Annotated in this window: 20 protein-coding genes; 2 read left to right on the forward strand and 18 right to left on the reverse strand. The window is 44.6% G+C overall.

Going from position 1 to position 17,313, the window contains the following annotated elements; translation table 11 throughout:
• Positions 1-174: 174 nt before the first annotated feature.
• The 11 genes from O6R05_RS04250 to O6R05_RS04300 all read right to left on the reverse strand — a co-directional run bounded on the left by O6R05_RS04250 (position 175) and on the right by O6R05_RS04300 (position 9,618).
• Entirely contained in the window at positions 175-846 is a 672-nt protein-coding gene (locus tag O6R05_RS04250; RefSeq protein ID WP_271190761.1) for a DUF6873 family GME fold protein, read from the reverse strand.
• The gene (locus O6R05_RS04255) at positions 843-1,586 is read right to left on the reverse strand and encodes a TrmH family RNA methyltransferase (protein WP_271190762.1); all 744 of its coding nucleotides are present in this window, start codon (positions 1,584-1,586) and stop codon (positions 843-845) included. The genes O6R05_RS04250 and O6R05_RS04255 overlap by 4 nt, the downstream gene beginning before the upstream one ends.
• Complete coding sequence (gene rho / locus O6R05_RS04260) at positions 1,577-3,235, reverse strand: transcription termination factor Rho (RefSeq protein ID WP_271190763.1); 1,659 nt, start codon at positions 3,233-3,235, stop codon at positions 1,577-1,579. The genes O6R05_RS04255 and rho overlap by 10 nt, the downstream gene beginning before the upstream one ends.
• Positions 3,235-4,203, reverse strand: coding sequence for a class II fructose-bisphosphatase (gene glpX / locus O6R05_RS04265; RefSeq protein ID WP_271190764.1), 969 nt, complete (start codon positions 4,201-4,203; stop codon positions 3,235-3,237). Before glpX ends, rho begins: the two co-directional genes overlap by 1 nt.
• Positions 4,203-4,859, reverse strand: coding sequence for a fructose-6-phosphate aldolase (gene fsa, locus O6R05_RS04270; protein WP_271190765.1), 657 nt, complete (start codon positions 4,857-4,859; stop codon positions 4,203-4,205). The genes glpX and fsa overlap by 1 nt, the downstream gene beginning before the upstream one ends.
• A gap of 1 nt (position 4,860) precedes the next feature.
• Entirely contained in the window at positions 4,861-5,334 is a 474-nt protein-coding gene (ispF, locus tag O6R05_RS04275) for a 2-C-methyl-D-erythritol 2,4-cyclodiphosphate synthase (protein WP_271190766.1), read from the reverse strand.
• On the reverse strand, positions 5,331-6,026 hold the full coding sequence (gene ispD / locus O6R05_RS04280; RefSeq protein ID WP_313791009.1) for a 2-C-methyl-D-erythritol 4-phosphate cytidylyltransferase: 696 nt from the start codon (positions 6,024-6,026) through the stop codon (positions 5,331-5,333). Before ispD ends, ispF begins: the two co-directional genes overlap by 4 nt.
• The gene (locus O6R05_RS04285; protein ID WP_271190767.1) at positions 6,026-7,450 is read right to left on the reverse strand and encodes a peptidoglycan D,D-transpeptidase FtsI family protein; all 1,425 of its coding nucleotides are present in this window, start codon (positions 7,448-7,450) and stop codon (positions 6,026-6,028) included. The genes ispD and O6R05_RS04285 overlap by 1 nt, the downstream gene beginning before the upstream one ends.
• Positions 7,428-8,696, reverse strand: coding sequence for an FtsW/RodA/SpoVE family cell cycle protein (locus tag O6R05_RS04290; protein ID WP_271190768.1), 1,269 nt, complete (start codon positions 8,694-8,696; stop codon positions 7,428-7,430). The genes O6R05_RS04285 and O6R05_RS04290 overlap by 23 nt, the downstream gene beginning before the upstream one ends.
• A gap of 2 nt (positions 8,697-8,698) precedes the next feature.
• Entirely contained in the window at positions 8,699-9,136 is a 438-nt protein-coding gene (locus O6R05_RS04295; protein WP_271190769.1) for an FHA domain-containing protein, read from the reverse strand.
• A gap of 272 nt (positions 9,137-9,408) precedes the next feature.
• A complete protein-coding gene (locus O6R05_RS04300; protein ID WP_313791010.1) occupies positions 9,409-9,618 on the reverse strand; it encodes a type II toxin-antitoxin system YoeB family toxin in 210 nt (69 codons plus the stop codon).
• Positions 9,619-10,069: 451 nt separating this feature from the next.
• Here O6R05_RS04300 and O6R05_RS04305 point away from each other — a divergent pair, with 451 nt between their 5' ends.
• Positions 10,070-10,681 (forward strand): regulatory protein RecX, encoded by a 612-nt coding sequence (locus O6R05_RS04305; RefSeq protein WP_271190770.1) that lies wholly within the window; start codon positions 10,070-10,072, stop codon positions 10,679-10,681.
• The gene (locus tag O6R05_RS04310; RefSeq protein WP_271190771.1) at positions 10,674-10,964 is read left to right on the forward strand and encodes a GIY-YIG nuclease family protein; all 291 of its coding nucleotides are present in this window, start codon (positions 10,674-10,676) and stop codon (positions 10,962-10,964) included. Before O6R05_RS04305 ends, O6R05_RS04310 begins: the two co-directional genes overlap by 8 nt.
• On the opposite strand, the gene O6R05_RS04315 is transcribed toward O6R05_RS04310, so the two are convergent.
• The 7 genes from O6R05_RS04315 to O6R05_RS04345 are packed head-to-tail and all read right to left on the reverse strand — an operon-like array spanning position 10,923 to position 17,243.
• Positions 10,923-11,222 carry a cytochrome C biosynthesis protein gene (locus tag O6R05_RS04315; RefSeq protein ID WP_271190772.1) on the reverse strand — a complete coding sequence of 100 codons (300 nt, stop codon included), beginning with the start codon at positions 11,220-11,222 and terminating at the stop codon, positions 10,923-10,925. The two genes, O6R05_RS04310 and O6R05_RS04315, sit on opposite strands and share 42 nt — an antisense overlap.
• Before the next feature lie 9 nt (positions 11,223-11,231).
• On the reverse strand, positions 11,232-12,599 hold the full coding sequence (locus O6R05_RS04320) for a hypothetical protein (protein ID WP_271190773.1): 1,368 nt from the start codon (positions 12,597-12,599) through the stop codon (positions 11,232-11,234).
• Complete coding sequence (locus O6R05_RS04325) at positions 12,583-14,001, reverse strand: sensor histidine kinase (protein ID WP_271190774.1); 1,419 nt, start codon at positions 13,999-14,001, stop codon at positions 12,583-12,585. The genes O6R05_RS04320 and O6R05_RS04325 overlap by 17 nt, the downstream gene beginning before the upstream one ends.
• Before the next feature lies 1 nt (position 14,002).
• Positions 14,003-14,686, reverse strand: a complete 684-nt coding sequence (locus O6R05_RS04330; protein ID WP_271190775.1) for a response regulator transcription factor — start codon at positions 14,684-14,686, stop codon at positions 14,003-14,005.
• Positions 14,687-14,689: 3 nt separating this feature from the next.
• Positions 14,690-15,889, reverse strand: a complete 1,200-nt coding sequence (locus tag O6R05_RS04335; RefSeq protein ID WP_271190776.1) for a CdaR family protein — start codon at positions 15,887-15,889, stop codon at positions 14,690-14,692.
• Positions 15,886-16,692, reverse strand: coding sequence for a diadenylate cyclase CdaA (gene cdaA / locus O6R05_RS04340; RefSeq protein ID WP_271190777.1), 807 nt, complete (start codon positions 16,690-16,692; stop codon positions 15,886-15,888). Before cdaA ends, O6R05_RS04335 begins: the two co-directional genes overlap by 4 nt.
• On the reverse strand, positions 16,689-17,243 hold the full coding sequence (locus tag O6R05_RS04345) for a DUF5317 family protein (protein WP_271190778.1): 555 nt from the start codon (positions 17,241-17,243) through the stop codon (positions 16,689-16,691). The genes cdaA and O6R05_RS04345 overlap by 4 nt, the downstream gene beginning before the upstream one ends.
• Between the last annotated feature and the right edge of the window lie 70 nt (positions 17,244-17,313).

Here is a 17,313-nt window from a genome sequence, read left to right on the forward strand (position 1 = left end):
AAAGTTTTATCGCAACTTCTACGCTTCGCATTACCGAAGAACTCCGGGTTAGTTTTCATAAGTTAACTTCTAGCCTTGCACCAACCGGCTTATCTCTGAAAAAGCATCCCTTATTACTCGTCCCTTCAACGTTATACTAAATTAGAGTATACTCCAAAATTGAAAAATGTCAAATTAAATTTGAATCAGTGTGCCGACATCCACGAGAGGACCTTGAAGCTGCGTCCAACTTTCACCCTGCCGATCTAAAAATTTTACGATACGGGCATAAGACGGATGTCTTTCCAGAGATCCGGCAAAGACTAACGTGTCGTTAATAAGCCCTGATGCACCGCCGAGAAACCCGTAGTTAAATCCTTTCAGCGCCACATGTTCCGATTCCACGAGAAGGATGGGCGCGATGTCTTTCAGTGTCCTGTAGATACCCACATCTGAAGTGATGAGGCTGCGCCTTCCCACGACCAGATTGCACTTCGTGTAGCCTTGTGCCACGTGAATGAAATGGTAGCCTTGACGCTCGTAAAATGCACGGACAGGTTCTGGGGTCACCTTCATATTGTGTATAACCCATTTCCCAAAGACGGCGATATTTAACTGCACATGGCCCGGATAAGGGCTCGCTATGCCCTCAATGGGCATGACGTTGTAATGCAGTCCCAAGTTTTTGAAAAAGTCGGTACACTCCGCCGCCACAGCTAAAGTGCTGTCGTCGAGCTTGTGCACCAGAAGATCAGCATGGCCGTTAATCCCTGCATAGACTTGTGAGAGCCGAGGCGTCAACACGACAGTGTCCATGTCCTTCAACGATGCTTTGAGATGTCGTGCGGCCTCATCCAGAAGAATCATCGCTGCATCTCATACATGAGAATGGAACCCGCCACGTTCACATTGAGGGAATCAATACCCTCGGTGGGTATGCGGACCGTGGCATCAGCATAGGCTTTGATGTCGTCGCTCACGCCCCCGGCTTCATTCCCCAACACCACAACGGTGTCCTTCTTAAAAGGAAAGTCTACCGAACTTTCGGCATCGACCACATCAGTGACCACGATGTCAAACCGACCTTTCAAGGCCGCCAGTTCTCTCTTGCTCTTTAGAATAATCAGCGGTGTCCGAAAGATTGATGCCATCGTAGAGCGCACCGTCTTGGGATTATAGATATCCACACATGCCGGTGTCATGATCACGCCCATATTAAATCCGTCGGCAGATCGGATAAGGCCTCCCGCATTACCCGGGTCCTGAATGTCATCCAAAAGAATAAACCGTCCGGATGAAGGAAGCTCCGATGTATGGACAAAGGGAAAGTAAGCGATGACGCCTTGCGGCGACTGCGTATCGGACAGCTCATTAAGAAGGGCTTCAGACACCACCAGAATGGTTCCGTCGATGACAGCTCTCACCTGATCGAGCATGGCCTCTGTCGTCACCGTATACAGGGGCGTGCTGTAGCTTAAGGCTTCTTTTAATACCACAATACCTTCAATCATAAAGCACCGGGCTTCGTAGCGATACTTTTTCTTTTTGAAATTTTTCAGATATTTGAAAAGCTTGTTGCTTTTACTGTCGATATACTTTATTTCCATTTAAACTCTTTCAGCTTTTCCAGCATGAGCGCATTGCTCTTGTAAGCGAGCACCGTCTCAAGAAAGCGCTCGGTTAAACTGTCACTATTGTCCTGCTGCATAGCCTGACGCAGTGACCATGAGAACTTGAGCTCTGACGGATCAAACAGCAGCTCTTCCTTGCGTGTCCCGGATTTAAAAATGTCCATGGCAGGAAATACCCGACGCTCTGAAAGGGTGCGGCTGAGATGAACTTCCATATTCCCCGTGCCTTTAAACTCTTCATAAATCACATCGTCCATCCGTGAACCGGTTTCAATAAGAGCTGTGGCAAGAATGGTAATGGAGCCGCCTTCCTCGAGATTTCTCGCCGCGCCGAAAAGTCGTTTCGGCTTGTACATACAGGTCGGATCCAATCCGCCGGAGAGGGTCTTGCCGCTCGGCGGCGTGAGCATATTATAGGCTCGGGTAAGCCGCGTCAGGGAATCTAAGAGAAGCACCACGTCTTTCTTACTCTCCGCGAGACGCTTCGCCCTCTCAATGGCGCTTTCTGCGATTTTGATGTGATTCTTCGGCTCCTCATCAAAGGTGGAATAGACCACTTCGCCGTTGATGTAACGTTTCATATCCGTCACTTCTTCCGGTCTTTCATCCACCAAAACCACCATCAAATGCACATCGGGATAATTGGCGGTAATCGCCGACGCAATTTGTTTGAGCATCGTTGTTTTGCCGCTCTTTGGCGATGACACAATAAGTCCGCGCTGGCCTTTACCGATAGGCGCGATGAGATCCATCATCCGCACGGCCACAGCGTCACCGTGTTCCAAATACAGGCGCTTGTTGGGAAATATCGGCGTCAGGCGGTCGAAGTGCGGTCTGCGAGCACTTTCAGAAGGTTTCATCCCATTGACGGACTTGATATAAATCAGTGCATTGCCACCCTCAGCGTTCGGCTTCACCACGCCGACCACGTCATCGCCGGTACGAAGCCGGAAGCGGCGTATCTGACTGGGTGCGACATAAATATCGCCGTCGGAAGCCTGGTAGTTCTCTCGCCGCAAAAAGCCAAAACCGTCTTGATAAATCTCAAGAATACCGGACGTGGTATTGAGCGTATCCAAATCCTGTACCAATTCTGTTGCATTGTCGGACAACGACGATGTATCAATGTCCTCTCGCGACACCGCCTCTTTTTTTATGCGCTCAAGCGTCTTGTCAAATGTTTCTTTTGTCCAACGGTTGTACGTCACAATGGCGTCAATGAGTTCTTTTGTGCTCTGCGTCTTAAGTGTCACGCCAAGCTCTGACGCCATAGACTTCAACATCGCCACGTCCACTGCTTTTAATTGACTTTCCATGTAATCGGAGATGGAAAAGGTGCCTTGTTTGTGCAGTATCGCTTCAATCAGTGCTGCTTTTTTATACTTGTAGGGACTTGAGATATTCAAAGAAAGGGCGATCTCTTTCAGTTCTTTGAGTGACTTCGCCGTTAAATCGTAAGAAGAAAATGATGTGATGGTGGGCATAATACCGTGAGTAATATAGTTATAATAGTCGCCGCGGCTAAGGGACTCATGCGGTTCAAGTCCCATAGACACGGCGATATTTTTGAGGTCCTGAAGGGATTTATTCTTTAACACCTCGATATTCTTATACGTTGATTGCATTATTTTGCGTATTCCGGTTTCTTATCCAGGCGATGTTCGGATTGAATCCGACGGACCGTACCGCTTGGCAAACGCATCACTAGCGTTTCTGTTGTGGCACGATCGCCGGCACCGAATTTCACGCCGTCAAGAATTTCTCCTTTAGAGACGCCGGTCATGGAAAAGACTACTTCATCACCTTTGACTAAGTCGTCAATACCATAAATTTTATCCAAATCGGAGTCCAGCTCAGCACAGCGGCGACGTTGTTCGTCGTCAGTCGGCATAAGTCGGCCTTGGAAATCGCCGCCCAGACACTTCAAAGCCGCTGCTGCAATAACCCCTTCCGGAGCGCCGCCGCTACCCAGTATGAGATCCACGCCGCTCTCGTCAAAGCAGGTTTCAATGGCAGTGACAATATCCCCGTCTGAAACCGACTTAATCCGTGCGCCGAGACTGCGAACTTCAGCAATGATGTCCGCATGGCGCGGGCGATCCAAAATAGCTACCGTGATATCGGAAATATTTTTGTTCAAGGCCTTGGCAACGCGTTTAATATTGTCCGTTGGAGAGTCGTCCAAGTTGATTTGTCCCTTAGCTCCGGGACCGCAGGCAATCTTATTCATATACACATCCGGTGCATTGAGCAAACAGCCGCGAGGTGCCATGGTGAGTACCGCAATGGCATTGTTCATACCTTTTGACACGGCGGTCGTTCCATCCACAGGATCTACTGCAATATCCACTTTATCGGCATTGGGCTTGCCTTCCCCAATTTTTTCGCCGATATAGAGCATCGGTGCTTCATCCATTTCGCCTTCGCCGATAACCACTTCAGCGTCCACTTCAATTTGATCCAACATACGACGCATCGCATCGACGGCTGCGCCGTCGGCGGCATTTTTGTCCCCTTTGCCCAAAAATTTTGCCGCATTTAAAGCAGCTGCTTCCGTCACTCGTGCTAAGTTGATTGCCAGATTTCTGTTCATTAAAATTCTCCTTTTGTGCTTACACTTTTGAAATCTTCTAAAAATGTTGCGATACCGGAATTCGTTAACGGATGGTTGAGCATCCCCTTAAATACTTTATACGGTACAGTGGCAATATGTGCTCCTGCAAGCATACATTCCCGAACGTGAGCAGTATGTCGAATTGAAGCTGCAATAATTTCAGTTTGAATATCGTATCGGTCAAAGATATACGATAAATCACGAATTAAGTTCATACCATCTTCCCCGATATCATCCAGACGTCCGACAAAAGGACTGACATAGGTGGCGCCGGCTTTTGCGGCAAGGATAGCCTGATTGACCGAAAAGATCAATGTCACGTTGGTTTTGATGCCCTCTTTGGAGAGCACTTTCACAGCCTTAAGTCCTTCGTCGGTCATGGGAATTTTAATGACAATGTTCTCTCCGAGTTTAATCAGCTCATGGGCCTGATCCACCATCGTGTCCGCATCTTCTGCCGTGACTTCTGCGGAAATGGCACCGTCGACAATTTTTGCAATCTCTTCGACCACGTCTTCAAAAACTCGTCCGGATTTTGCAATCAAAGACGGATTGGTCGTAACACCGTCGAGGATCCCCCAGTCGTTAATCTCTTTGATTTCATCTACATTTGCCGTGTCAATAAAAAATTTCATATTATCTCCTTTCCAAGAGCACTACCGCTTGTGCGGCAATGCCTTCTCTGCGACCTTCAAAACCAAGTTGTTCTGTCGTCGTCGCCTTGACCGATACGTTGCCCATGTCGGTATGTAATAAAGACGCCAAACATTCTCGAATGGTTTGAATGTGGTCCTTAAGCTTCGGTGCTTCACAGATCACAATGCTGTCGACATTGCCGATGCAGTACCCTTCATTTTCCATCACGTGAACGACGCGTGCTAAAAGCTTTTTAGAATCAATATCTTTATAAGCGGGATCCGTGTCCGGAAACAGTTTACCGATATCACCTAAGGCAAGGGCACCGAGCACGGCATCCATAATGGCGTGAATCAGCACATCCGCATCGGAGTGCCCCAACAGACCCAACGGGTAATCAAACTTGATGCCGCCAAGATAAAGGTCCCGATTTTCTGCAAATCTGTGTACATCATACCCAATCCCTATTTTCATATGTCACTCCTAAGTAATGCCTCAGCCAGAATTAAGTCCTCCGGTGTAGTGATTTTAATATTGGAAAAGTCATCGATCACCATGCTTACTTTGACTCCTGTCTTCTCTACGAGAGAGCAGTCGTCCGTACCGTAGTAGTGCTCTCTATACGCCTGAGCATAGGCCTTTAAAAGCACCTCTTTATAAAAAACCTGAGGCGTTTGCACTGCAAAAAGCTCCTTGCGGTTCGGTGTATAGTCGACAGTCTGTCCGTTATGGGACACCTTAATAGTATCTTTCACCGGTGTGGCAAGGGTAGCAGCTCCGGTCATACTTACCCCATTGATGACCTCTTCAATTTTGTTCACTTTCACAAGAGGTCTTGCCCCATCGTGGGTGAGGACGACTGTAGCTTCCTCCGGTAATGCCGTCAGAGCATTGTGGATAGAGTCCTGACGTTCTTTACCCCCGTAGACAATTTGATAGGGTTTTGAGAGCGGCTGCTTTCTCAAAATAAGTTCCAGATAGTGTCGATCAGATTTTTGAATGAGAATAATGATCTCATCAATAGAAGGTGACGCCTCTATCTTTTGAAGCGTACGGGCGAGGATCTCCTGACCTTCCAAAGTCAAAAACTGTTTGTTGATGCCTGCTTTCATTCGCTTGCCCATACCTGCTGCCGCGACAATGGCAACCACATATTTCGACTCCATCAGTTCAACTCTCCCAAAGCAAATTCCATAATGTCGGCGGCAATAGGCGCTGCGACTTCCCCGCCAAATTTTTCAGAATCCTGTAAAATGACTGCGACAGATACTTTTGGATCCTTAACCGGTGCAAAGCCGACAAACCATGCATTGTAACTGCCGTCAGCCTGACGCGTTTGCGCAGTACCGGTTTTGCCTGCAACAGCTGTGCGGCGAATTTGTGCACCTCGCCCGGAACCCTGACGGACGACATTTTCCATCATCTCCGCAAGCTTTTGTGCATTTTCAGGTGTAATGGCTTCAGACAGTACGGTGGGTTCATGAGTTTGTATCGTAGCCCCTTCAGGGGAGGTAATACGCTCGACAAGATATGGCGCCATAATTTTCCCTTGGTTTGCAATAGCATTAGTGATAAGGGTCATTTGCAGAGGCGTCGTCAAAATGTCCGCCTGTCCGATAGCTGCACTGCCCAGAGCGTGCTGATCCCAACCTTCAGACTTAAATGTAGACGTCGCCAAATTCAAATCGAAGTCAATATCCTTGTTCATCATAAAACGTTCCGCCACTTCCGTGAATTTATCCTTGCCTATAGCTACCGCTTTATTGGCAAAGTAAGTATTGACCGAATAGGTGAACGCTTCATTGAGATCAATGTCGCCATATTTTTCGCCACCGGCGTTCTTAATGGCACGACCCAGAATAACTTCTTCCCCGGTATCCTCATAACTTTGATCTACATCGGATTCCAATATCGCAGCTGCCGTAACAATTTTAAAGACCGAACCCGGCGCATAGCCGCCTTGAATGGCATTGTTGAAAAAGGCGCCGTTATTTTGTTCCACAATAGCATTGTAATCCTGGTCGATATTTTGCGCATTAAAGTCCGGAGAACTTGCCATGGCAAGGATGGCTCCTGTGGTTGGATTCATCACCACAATAGCCCCCTTCTTATCTGTTTCAATAAGCGTTTCACGCACGAACTCCTGAATGTTGGAATTCGTCGTTAACGTCATATTGTCCCCCACTTCCGTATCAATGTCGGAATCAAAAAAGGCTTGCAAATCTTTCAGTGTCTTACCGGAATTCAATCCCAGCAAAGCATCATTATAAGTTGCTTCCAAACCCGATCGTCCCTTGGTTTTCGAGGCATAACCGATGACGTGAGAATAGGCTCGAGGATAGGTGTAGTGACGGGTATAGTTATACTTTTCTCCTACGGTCTCTGCTAGGACATTGCCTTTACTGTCTAAAATGGCACCCCGCTTGATGCCTGCCACTTTGATACTGTCACGTCGATTCGCCGGATGGTCTACAATCGTCTTCGCTTCGAATACGGTGAAATAGCTAAGATAGAGTATGAGGCCTAAAAACATAGCTATAAGACCCAACAGTAAAACTATAAGTCGTTTATTTTCTTTTGAATTCATCATATCCCTCATATTTATAGGACAAATCTTCACTCGTAACCTGAAGCACCCCTAAGGCAATAAAACTGGAGAGCATGGATGAGCCTCCATAGGATACAAAAGGTAGCGTCAGTCCCGTCATAGGAATGAGCTTAATTACCCCGCCGATATTTAAAAAGCACTGTACTGCAAAAAGAATGGCCATGCCGATAGCAAGTATGCGATAAAAAAGCACCGGCTGTGCCATCGCAATCTTCATGGCGCGATAAGCTAAAAGCAAGTAGAGCATAATAATGCCAATACCTGCAAAAATTCCCATTTCTTCACAAATCACCGGAAAGATAAAGTCACTGATCCCTACCGGTACAAGCTTCGGATTGCCAAGGCCGATCCCCGTGCCGAAGAAGCCGCCTTCCGCAATGGCAAACAGTGACTGAACAATTTGTGCTGAGCTGTTGTAAATCTTATCCGGATCCCAAGGATTCAACCAAATATCCAGCCGGACCCTAATGTGGTTGAACAGAAAATATCCTGCCAACGCCCCCAAAAGCATAAGCCCAATGTTGAGAAGAATAATTTTCCGATCCTCCTCGTAGATAAATTGAATCCCTGAAAAGATACAAAAGAAAATCGCAGCAGTACCCAGATCTTTTTGAATGAACAAAAACCCGATAAGCAAATACGCCGCCCCTAAAGGCAAAAGAGCCTTATAGGCGATGGGACGTGAAATCATATATTGATACTTGGCATAATACGATGCCATGAGAAACACGACGGCCAGCTTAGTAAACTCGGTAGGTTGGAAGAGAATATCATTTGTGATTTGAATCCAATTTCGCGCACCGCCACGCTCCACCCCAAAGAGAAGGGTCACAAGGCATAAAAGAAGCGCCACCACAAAGTAAAAAGGCGCCCAATTTTCAATCTTTCTTATGCCGCGCATGGCAAAATAGGTGATATAAAAGACCAATATCCCCACAAGCGCCCACACCAATTGACGCAGTCCGGTGTCCGGATTCAATCGATAAATAGTGACAATACCAATAGTTAAGAGCATGGAAACAATGAGGAAAATATAATTATCCCCGGAAGAAATTTTCCCAAGTATAAAGTTGGAAATATAAATCACTGAAATCAAACCGAAAAATAAAATGACAATATACCGGTCAATATGTTGGTTGTTTAATAAAAAGAGTAAAAACAGCGCCAAGATCTCAAAAAGCAACAGAAGATTGCGCGGCTTTCTACTTTTAAACACACGAGTAAGCATCCTTACCCCCTATTCTCCACAAAGAGCAGTTGAATAAATCCCACGCCGATCTTATCCCCGTCTTGAAGTTCCATAATGTCATAGACTTCTTCTCCGTTAAGAAAAGTCCCATTTTGGGAATTGAGATCTTCAATAAAATAACTGCCCTCATCTTCACGAATGGCCAGATGTTCCTTAGAGACAAACTTATCTTTGATGGTGATATCACAGCGATTGGAACGACCGATAATTGTCTGCGTTCCCAGCACATAGTACTCTTCCATTTTAAAATCCAAAGAATCCAAACGATTCACCACTTTTAGATAAGCGCGGTCAGTATATGTTCGTTTCACATCCATACTTTTAATGTCCAGATAAATCAAACGAATAATACTGAGCAAAAAAAGGTACATGATGATGATAAAGATATATCTTAAAATTTGGGAAATAATCTCAAACATAGCACACCTCATTATTTTTGTCGTGTCTATAATACCACAATTAACAGGCTCTTTCTATTGACTTTATTATATTTTAGTATGGTTTAATAATTATTAACACCACGTAATCATCAAAGGTCTTAGTATATTTTATTTTTTAATCTTTCTATAATTTTGATCTAAATGCCAAAAGGCGAAAAATTGAAATGATTACCACTAACCTATAAAAATAAGCAGTCTTAATGACTACTTATCATGTCCTCTACAACTAATAATTTTTTATTACATTACCTTCAATGTCGATAACTAAGTCGATAGTCCAGATTAATTCGTCTACTCCAAAATCCACTTACTTCAAATCCTAAAGGTTCCGGCTTTCTCATTCCGAACTTTCCATTTCTATCAATAGCCTTACGCAACGCATTGATTCTCTTTAATGTTTTTATCTTCCTATTGCCATTTGAGATACTCAATCCAGGCTCCATCCCCGACAGTTGATTCATCGTCTGCCTCAATCAACTCATGACGCGCTTCGACTTCTTTCATTCGTTTCACAGGCTCTTTGTAATAGTAGGATGTGTCATAATAAATTCATTATCTTGTAACTTATAGTCATCCAAACTAATCAACACAGCTCAACACAAGGTTTCTTTCATTTTGACGAATGATTCTAATAGGCACGCAATCGTCAATAGTCTGATCCAAATAATTTTTAAACTGCTTTCTTCCCTCAGTATAATTTGCAGAAAGCTGTTCATAATTGTCAGTTTAAAATTCCAAATAGTTTTAAAAAATATTCAATGGCATCCCTTGATTCGTCCCGTGCTTTCCAATGTTATTGTCACGCTCGTAATCAGCGTGCCAATCTTTGTTCACTCTATGCTTGTCAGTATAATCCAAAAAAACGGTGAATTAAACTCCAATCCTTCATGGTACAATGATTATGGTGATTCAATGATCATAGAAAAAATTGTATTTAACAAAAAACAACAATCGTATACCGTTTACTTTGACAGCCTCAGCCCTGTGGAACTCACAGAAGATACCCTTGTGCGCTACAACCTTTACAAATCCATGGAACTGGATGCTGAGAGTCTGCCTGAGATACTTCGGGACAATGAAAAATACCTTGCGCTTAAAGCACTGCGCCGCTTCCTTTTAAATCGCAAGACGATCAAGGAAGCTCGAGATCACTTACAACACAAAGGCTTCTCTCTCGAAGTCGCAGAGGACGCTCTGAGCTACCTGATTGACAACGGCTATCTCAATGATGCCGCCTATGCGCGAGATTTCGTATATGATAAAGTCCACATCAATCACTACGGACCCAATAAAATCCGCATGGCCCTTCGTCAAAAAGGAATTCCCCAGAGTATTGCAGATCAAGCCTTGGCGTCTCTTGACAGCGATGCTTCGAATGAGAACTTAAGAAAATTTGCAGCACGAAAATACAATGCTTTAAAACCTTCAGACCCCAATCGCTACGGTAAAACTGTGAACTATCTTCTCTACAAAGGCTTTTCGTATGAGGCTATAAAAAAAGTATTAGGTGAGTTTTGTGAATGAATTTTACGTCTACCTTCTTCAATGTCGGGACGGCAGTCTTTATTGCGGCTATACGGTGGATCTCGAAGCGCGTGTGAAAAAGCACAACTCAGGCTTGGGCGCCAAGTACACACGATGCCGCACACCGGTACAGCTGGTCTATTATGAGAAGCTTTCATCCAAGTCCGAGGCCTTGCAAAGGGAAGCGGCCATAAAAAAACTAACTCGAGCACAAAAACTCCAGTTAGTTGCAAGCTACTCTTTACTTTTGAATAATACCGACGATAAGGGCCACGAGAAGTGAGACCACGCCGCTGGCACAGCCGATCATAAAGATGGCAATGGAATTGACATGAGCGGGATTAAAAAGATCTCCGATAACGGAAAATAACACAAAGACACCGATAAAGATCAGCACGATACCCGGAATATACTTGACAAACTTTAACTGCTTCGAAATAGTTGCCAATATCAGCGTGACGATGATGGCAATCAAAATTGCAAAGAGGCTCAAGGCCATGTATTCCGTGTTATTCCCTACAATATCAACGATTCTATTCATAGTTCTCCTCTAGTATAATTTGCGTTCTACAATGTTTGAAGTATTGCCCACAAAGCGTTGGATGCCTACAATGGTCGCATCTTCGGGAAGTTCCATCTCAGCTACAAGATTCGATCCTACTTCCGTATTATATACATTATAAATCTTTAGCTTATCATTTTCCATAGTGACTAAAAATCTGTTGTTCGACGTGAAGATGGCGTCTCGTGCGAGAGGCAGTCTTTCACGAATATCAGACATCGACACTTTCATATCAGTCTCATCAATAATTTGATTTGCGCTGATATTGACATCAATCATCTTCGACGATACCGTATCTCCGGACTCATTTCGTTCTAAAATCAGACCAATAACTTTAAACTTACCGTCATCGCGAGTGACTCCGAAATTTAAATCGTTGATGTATCCGTTGCCGTTGTTCGCTTCTTTTGCCGAGTCTCTAAATATTTTAAAGGCGTCGCCACTACCTTTCGTGACGCTGGACAGTCCCAAACGGTTCTCTTTGCCGATATCGTCGGTAAACTTAAAGACCAACTTTTCTTCTCCGGCCTGCTTTTCGTAGTAGCTGATATACATTTCGGACACAAAGAGCATTTCAATCTGTTCAATGGCCTGATTGTTGCCCATTTCAAAATCTTCGCCGTCCTGATTGGCATAAGGTATGCCGTTCTGTACATCCATTTTGATGATGCTGTCATTCTTCGGTATGAGTAATCCGTTGTAAACGCCTTGAGATTCCAAGGTATCCCCGACAAATTTTAAATACACCGAGTTGTACTGAGTGTTGTTATTGGATTTATAACCGATGAGCAAACCGTTGATTTTAGAATTTTCATTCAGCTTTTCATTTAAATTGATAAGCTCGGATTGATCTACGCTTTTAATGTGCTCATAATCTTCATCCGAGACATGATCGGCAATGCGCGTCAACTGAAGAAAGACGCCGTTGTAGTACATATAAGCCTGATCCGAGCGTGTCTTGAGGACTTGATAGATAAGATCTTTTTGATTGTAAATATTCACAACAACCAGACGATCACTGTCCATACCTAAAAGTTTTTTGGATACCTTATAATTTTTTTCAAGGTATCCGTCGGCATTGACAACCTTAGAACGCAGAGACGGATCGTCATAATAAAAGTTATCAAAGATCACACCTTTAGCCGCAAAGATCACATCGCGTCCCACATAACGCTTGTATTCAAAAGGATGGACAGCATCGTCTAGAAAGACAACTTTCGTTACGGTCCACTTGCCTGAAATCGGCGTGCGGTTCACCTCCGGCGGCTCGACGGTAATACCGTCGTCTTGAATCATAGAACAGCCGCATAACAGAATGAGACTCACTACGATAAACAGTCTAGTTAGTTTCCTCATTCTGAGCCTCCTTTAAAAGTGATAACGTCACTCTAACCGTAGTCCCGATGTTCTTCTCCGAGTAGATCTCCAAGTGCCCTTCGTGAAGTTTAGTGATTTCATCGACAATGGAAAGTCCGATCCCGCTGTGACTTTTTGAGTGTTTACCCTTATAAAATTTTTCTTTGACATGGAGTAAATCGTCTTTATCGATCCCCAAGCCATTGTCCGTGACCAACACTTCAATGTGATCCGACTCTATCGCAGAACTGAATTTTACAAAGCCGTCCTCAGAGGTGAATTTAATAGCATTGTCCAAGAGATTGATAAAGAGTTGACGCAATCTATTTTCATCCGCTACCATCATAGCCTTGCCGTCACTTAGACCTGAAATGAATTCCACTTTATTCAACTCGGCACGAGGCCGCATTTGTTTGGCAATATCCTTGAGAATATCCGTCAGATTGATCGTGTCTTTCTCCAAACGAATCCGCCCGGAGATAAAGCGCGAGAAATCCAAGAGCTCTTCGACCATCTTCGAGAGACGATCTGTCTCGTTTTCAATGATCTTCAACCCGTCAGCAACAAGTTCCTGTTCTTCAGGCTTGGCACTTTTTAACACCACCGCCCATCCTTTGATGGACGTGAGCGGCGTGCGAAGCTCGTGAGAAATGGAAGAAATAAAGTCATTTTTTATCTCTTCTCTCTTTAAAACTTCTTCCGCCATAGCATTCATCGTCGAACCCAACTGACCAAACTCATCATCAGTATCCAATGTGGCTCGGACTTTGTATTGACCATTGGCCATTTTTTTTGCAACAGAGATGAGCTCTTCTACAGGACTGACAATGCTTTTTGCCAGAATAAGGGCCATAATCGTAGTAATAGCAACCACAACAATGCCAAGGCCTAAGATGATCAGTGACGTTTGCACCATAGCTTCATTGGTATTTTGCATTGAGGCGATATAGCGCAAGTATCCTAACGTGCCATTCACATTGTTGCTGAGACGTCCTGTGACTGCCATAACTTTATCACTGCTGGAACTGGTGATGCCAACAAAGGCCGTAATGTTATTGTTGCGTGCCGCCACAACATCCGGCGTTTCAATAGGTTCTGTAGGCAATGCCCCTTCCGAGTCATAAATGACATACCCATCCGGATTCAACAGCTGGATTTCGGCATCATTCGCTGCCCAGATCAACTGCGAATCTTCCAAAACGAGATCATTGATGTCGTTTTCCGAGTAGAAATTTTCAAAAGATTGCACCGTGACCAGCAACCTTGAGGTCAGTTCATTCTCCAAGCTGGAATAATAAAAATCCTGAAATCCGAGAACCAATAAGACCCCGATAATGAGCACTGTGGAGAGTATAATAATTAAAAAACTTCGTACCAGTTTGACGCCGACAGAATTTTTCAAATCATACCTCTGACCAACGGTAACCTACACCCCACACCGTTTCAATATACTCCGGCTTTGCCGCATTGCGTTCAATTTTAGAGCGCAACCGACGAATGTTCACATCGACAATTTTCGAATCGCCAAGGAAGTCTTCCCCCCAGACCTTGGTGAGAATATCATCGCGCCGCAACGCCTTCTTAGGATTTTCCATAAAGTATTTGATGATTTGATACTCCGTCGGAGTGAGGATAATTTCTTCCCCGTCTTTATAAAAGCGACGTGAATACGTGTCCAATTTAAATGGAGGGTGAATAATACTTTCGCTTTTCACCTCTTCAATTTCCAAGCGACGCTCCAAAGACTTAATGCGAAGGGTCAGCTCCGTAGGATTAAAGGGCTTGGTCATATAATCGTCCGTGCCGTATTGCAGACCCATAATTTTATCATAATCCTCAGCTTTGGCTGTGAGCATAATAATCCCAAGATCCGGGAATTCACTGCGCAGAACTTGGCACACCTCAAAGCCGTCAATGCCCGGAAGCATGACATCCAAGACTACAATTTCAGGTCTTTCACTGCGGGCAATTTCAATACCGGCTTCACCGGTGCCTGCTTCAAGAACCATATAGTTCTCCCGCTCTAAATTAATTTTTACAAATTTGCGAATAGATTCTTCGTCTTCAACTAATAATATTTTCGTCATATGTCACCTAAAAATACCTTTATCTTTTAATTCCACGACAATCTTTGCAGGATGAACTGCTTTGATATCCACACGTTTAGCCACTTCAACCGCCGGCTCGAGCTCGTATTTTCCCTCTTTTAAATTCTGCAAATCCAGCTCAATAGTGAAGTCATTTCTGATAACTTCAAGAGGTTCCAGACTGTAGGGTTTCTCTACAGTCACGCTGAGATTAGGACTGAGTACTTTTACCTCCATATTCTTCGGTACATTCTTCAGTTCAATGTTCTCCGGTTTGAAAGTAAAACTTTCCGATGTGTTTGCAATCACATTAGTGGAAGCCAGAATTTCCAAATCTTGATTGACCGGCTGCACCCCTTCAGGGAGCTGCAGCGTCACTTTTTTGACTTGATCCACAACTTCGGAGCTATTGACCGGCTCCGTGACAATCTCCTGGAGCTGATCAATGATCTTTGCATCGCCGCGTACCATGACTGAGCTAGGTTCCAAATTGACCGTTTGCATCAGCGACGCTTCATCGCGAACAACCAGCTTAATAGGAACGTTCTTGGTCTTTTGAATCGGCACTTCCACATCCACCACTTCCGGTTCAAAGGTCACGGAATTAATCACATTCCCCGCACTATCAAAGGCTGCAACCTTCCCTGACTTCACCGCACTTTCATCCAATCCGTCAATGTTGAGCACAGCACGAATTGCATCAATGGATTTCACAACTGTAGAGGGTCCGCTGACCGTAACTTCCTGGGTCTCTTTAATCGCACCAAGAATAAAGCCCTCTTTCGGATCACCGGTGGTTTTTAGCTCTACAGGCACTTGTGAGCTCACCATTTCATCAACTCGCACCATCACACGCGCAGGATTTTTTTCTACCACCCGCACAGCAGTGTTGTCTACAATCACCTTCACCGGAAGACTGCTCTCTCCGGGGAGCACGCCATTTAAATCCACCGTTGCCGTAATATTATCCGCATTCATCCGTGCTAAATCGGAACTCTTAGCGTATATCGTGACGTCAGTTTTTAGCTGTGCGTTGGAAAGTAAGACATAGTTACGATCTTTGATCGATGCTAAATTTTCATAGTGCACCGGGATATTGCGAAGCACTTCATTGCGCTCCGGATCCACCTCACTGCGAACAAAAGCCCACAAAAACACAGCGAAGAGTACAGATATGAGTTTGAGCATGGTGTTTCGTTTCATTTTTCCCCACCTAATTTGAACTTAAATTGATTTGTCAGACGCGGTGCATAGAGCTTGGATAGAATGGTCGTAAGGGTATCCAGATCTACATAGCGTGAAATCTTTCCCTGTTCAGCTACAGAAATAGCACCGGTTTCTTCACTGACCATGACACTTAAGCAGTCAGATTTTTCCGTAATGCCAATACCTGCTCGGTGCCGTGTCCCCAACTCTTTCGAAATACTGTTGGAGTCTGAAAGCGGTAAAAAACATGATGCCGCCACGATCCGATTATTACGGATAATCACTGCCCCGTCGTGTAGGGGTGTGTTGGGAATAAAAATATTGATTAACAGGCCGCTGGATACTTCTCCGTCAACACGGGTTCCGGTTTCCACAAATTCATTGAGGCCTGTTTGGCGTTCAAACACCACCAGTGCTCCAATCTTTTGTCTGGAGAGGGATCCCATAGCATCTACCACTTCTTTGACCGTCGGTACGACGTCCTGAGTATCAACTCCGCCGCGAAACGGACTGGAGGAACGCCCGAGGAACTCCAAGCCTCGACGCAATTCCGGTTGAAAAATAATCAGTACGCCGACAATCCCCCAAGTCATAATCTTTTCCAAAAGCCAGTACAAGGTATAAAACTCGCCCCATTCACTGAGCTTTGTGAGTATCAACACAACAAGTATTCCTTTGGCCAGCTGCTCGGCCCGAGTCCCTCGCCAAATTTTCAAACAGTTGTAGGTGATAACTGAAATAATAAAGATATCGACGATATCTCGTATTCGGATGTAGTTCAATATTTCCTGTATATTCATAGCGACTCCTGATGTTTACCAAAAAGAATGAGCGTAATTACTATCCCTACTGAAATAATCACATCGCCGATGCTAATAATCGTTGAAAATGGAAACGGCAGATAGAAAATATCGGCAAGCACCTCAAAACGAATGGTCTGGGCAGTCCCGTGAGTCAGAGATCGCCCCTCTGCAATAATGGCCCTTTTAACAGGCTCTAAACGAGATAGTGCTTCCGAAGACACCATCATCTTTCCATTGGTAAGTACCACAAGTGTGTTCAACCCCAATCCAAGGGCAATGCTGCCATAGCCGACATTTTTTGATTGGCGCCATGCCTGAATGACGGAGACCGTAAGCAGCACTAAGGTGAGACTATGCCATAGGGTGTAGTGACGAATAATCCATTCCGTCAGCGGATGGATATACACCTGAGTCATAACCGTTAGCACCACCTGGAGTACAACGCCGACTATTAAAAGCGTCATGCCCCCGTAGTTAAAGCGCGAAAAATCAGCATGATATTTAATTTTTGCAACGATAAGGCCTGTGATTAATGCAATAATAATCATGTTACTCCTATCATACCACAAGGTTAAAAAAAAAGATTTATCAATACTGTGAAGCAACTTGTAAATGTAG

The sequence above is a fragment of the Peptoniphilus equinus genome, assembly GCF_027921445.1.
GTDB classification, from domain to species: domain Bacteria; phylum Bacillota; class Clostridia; order Tissierellales; family Peptoniphilaceae; genus Peptoniphilus; species Peptoniphilus equinus.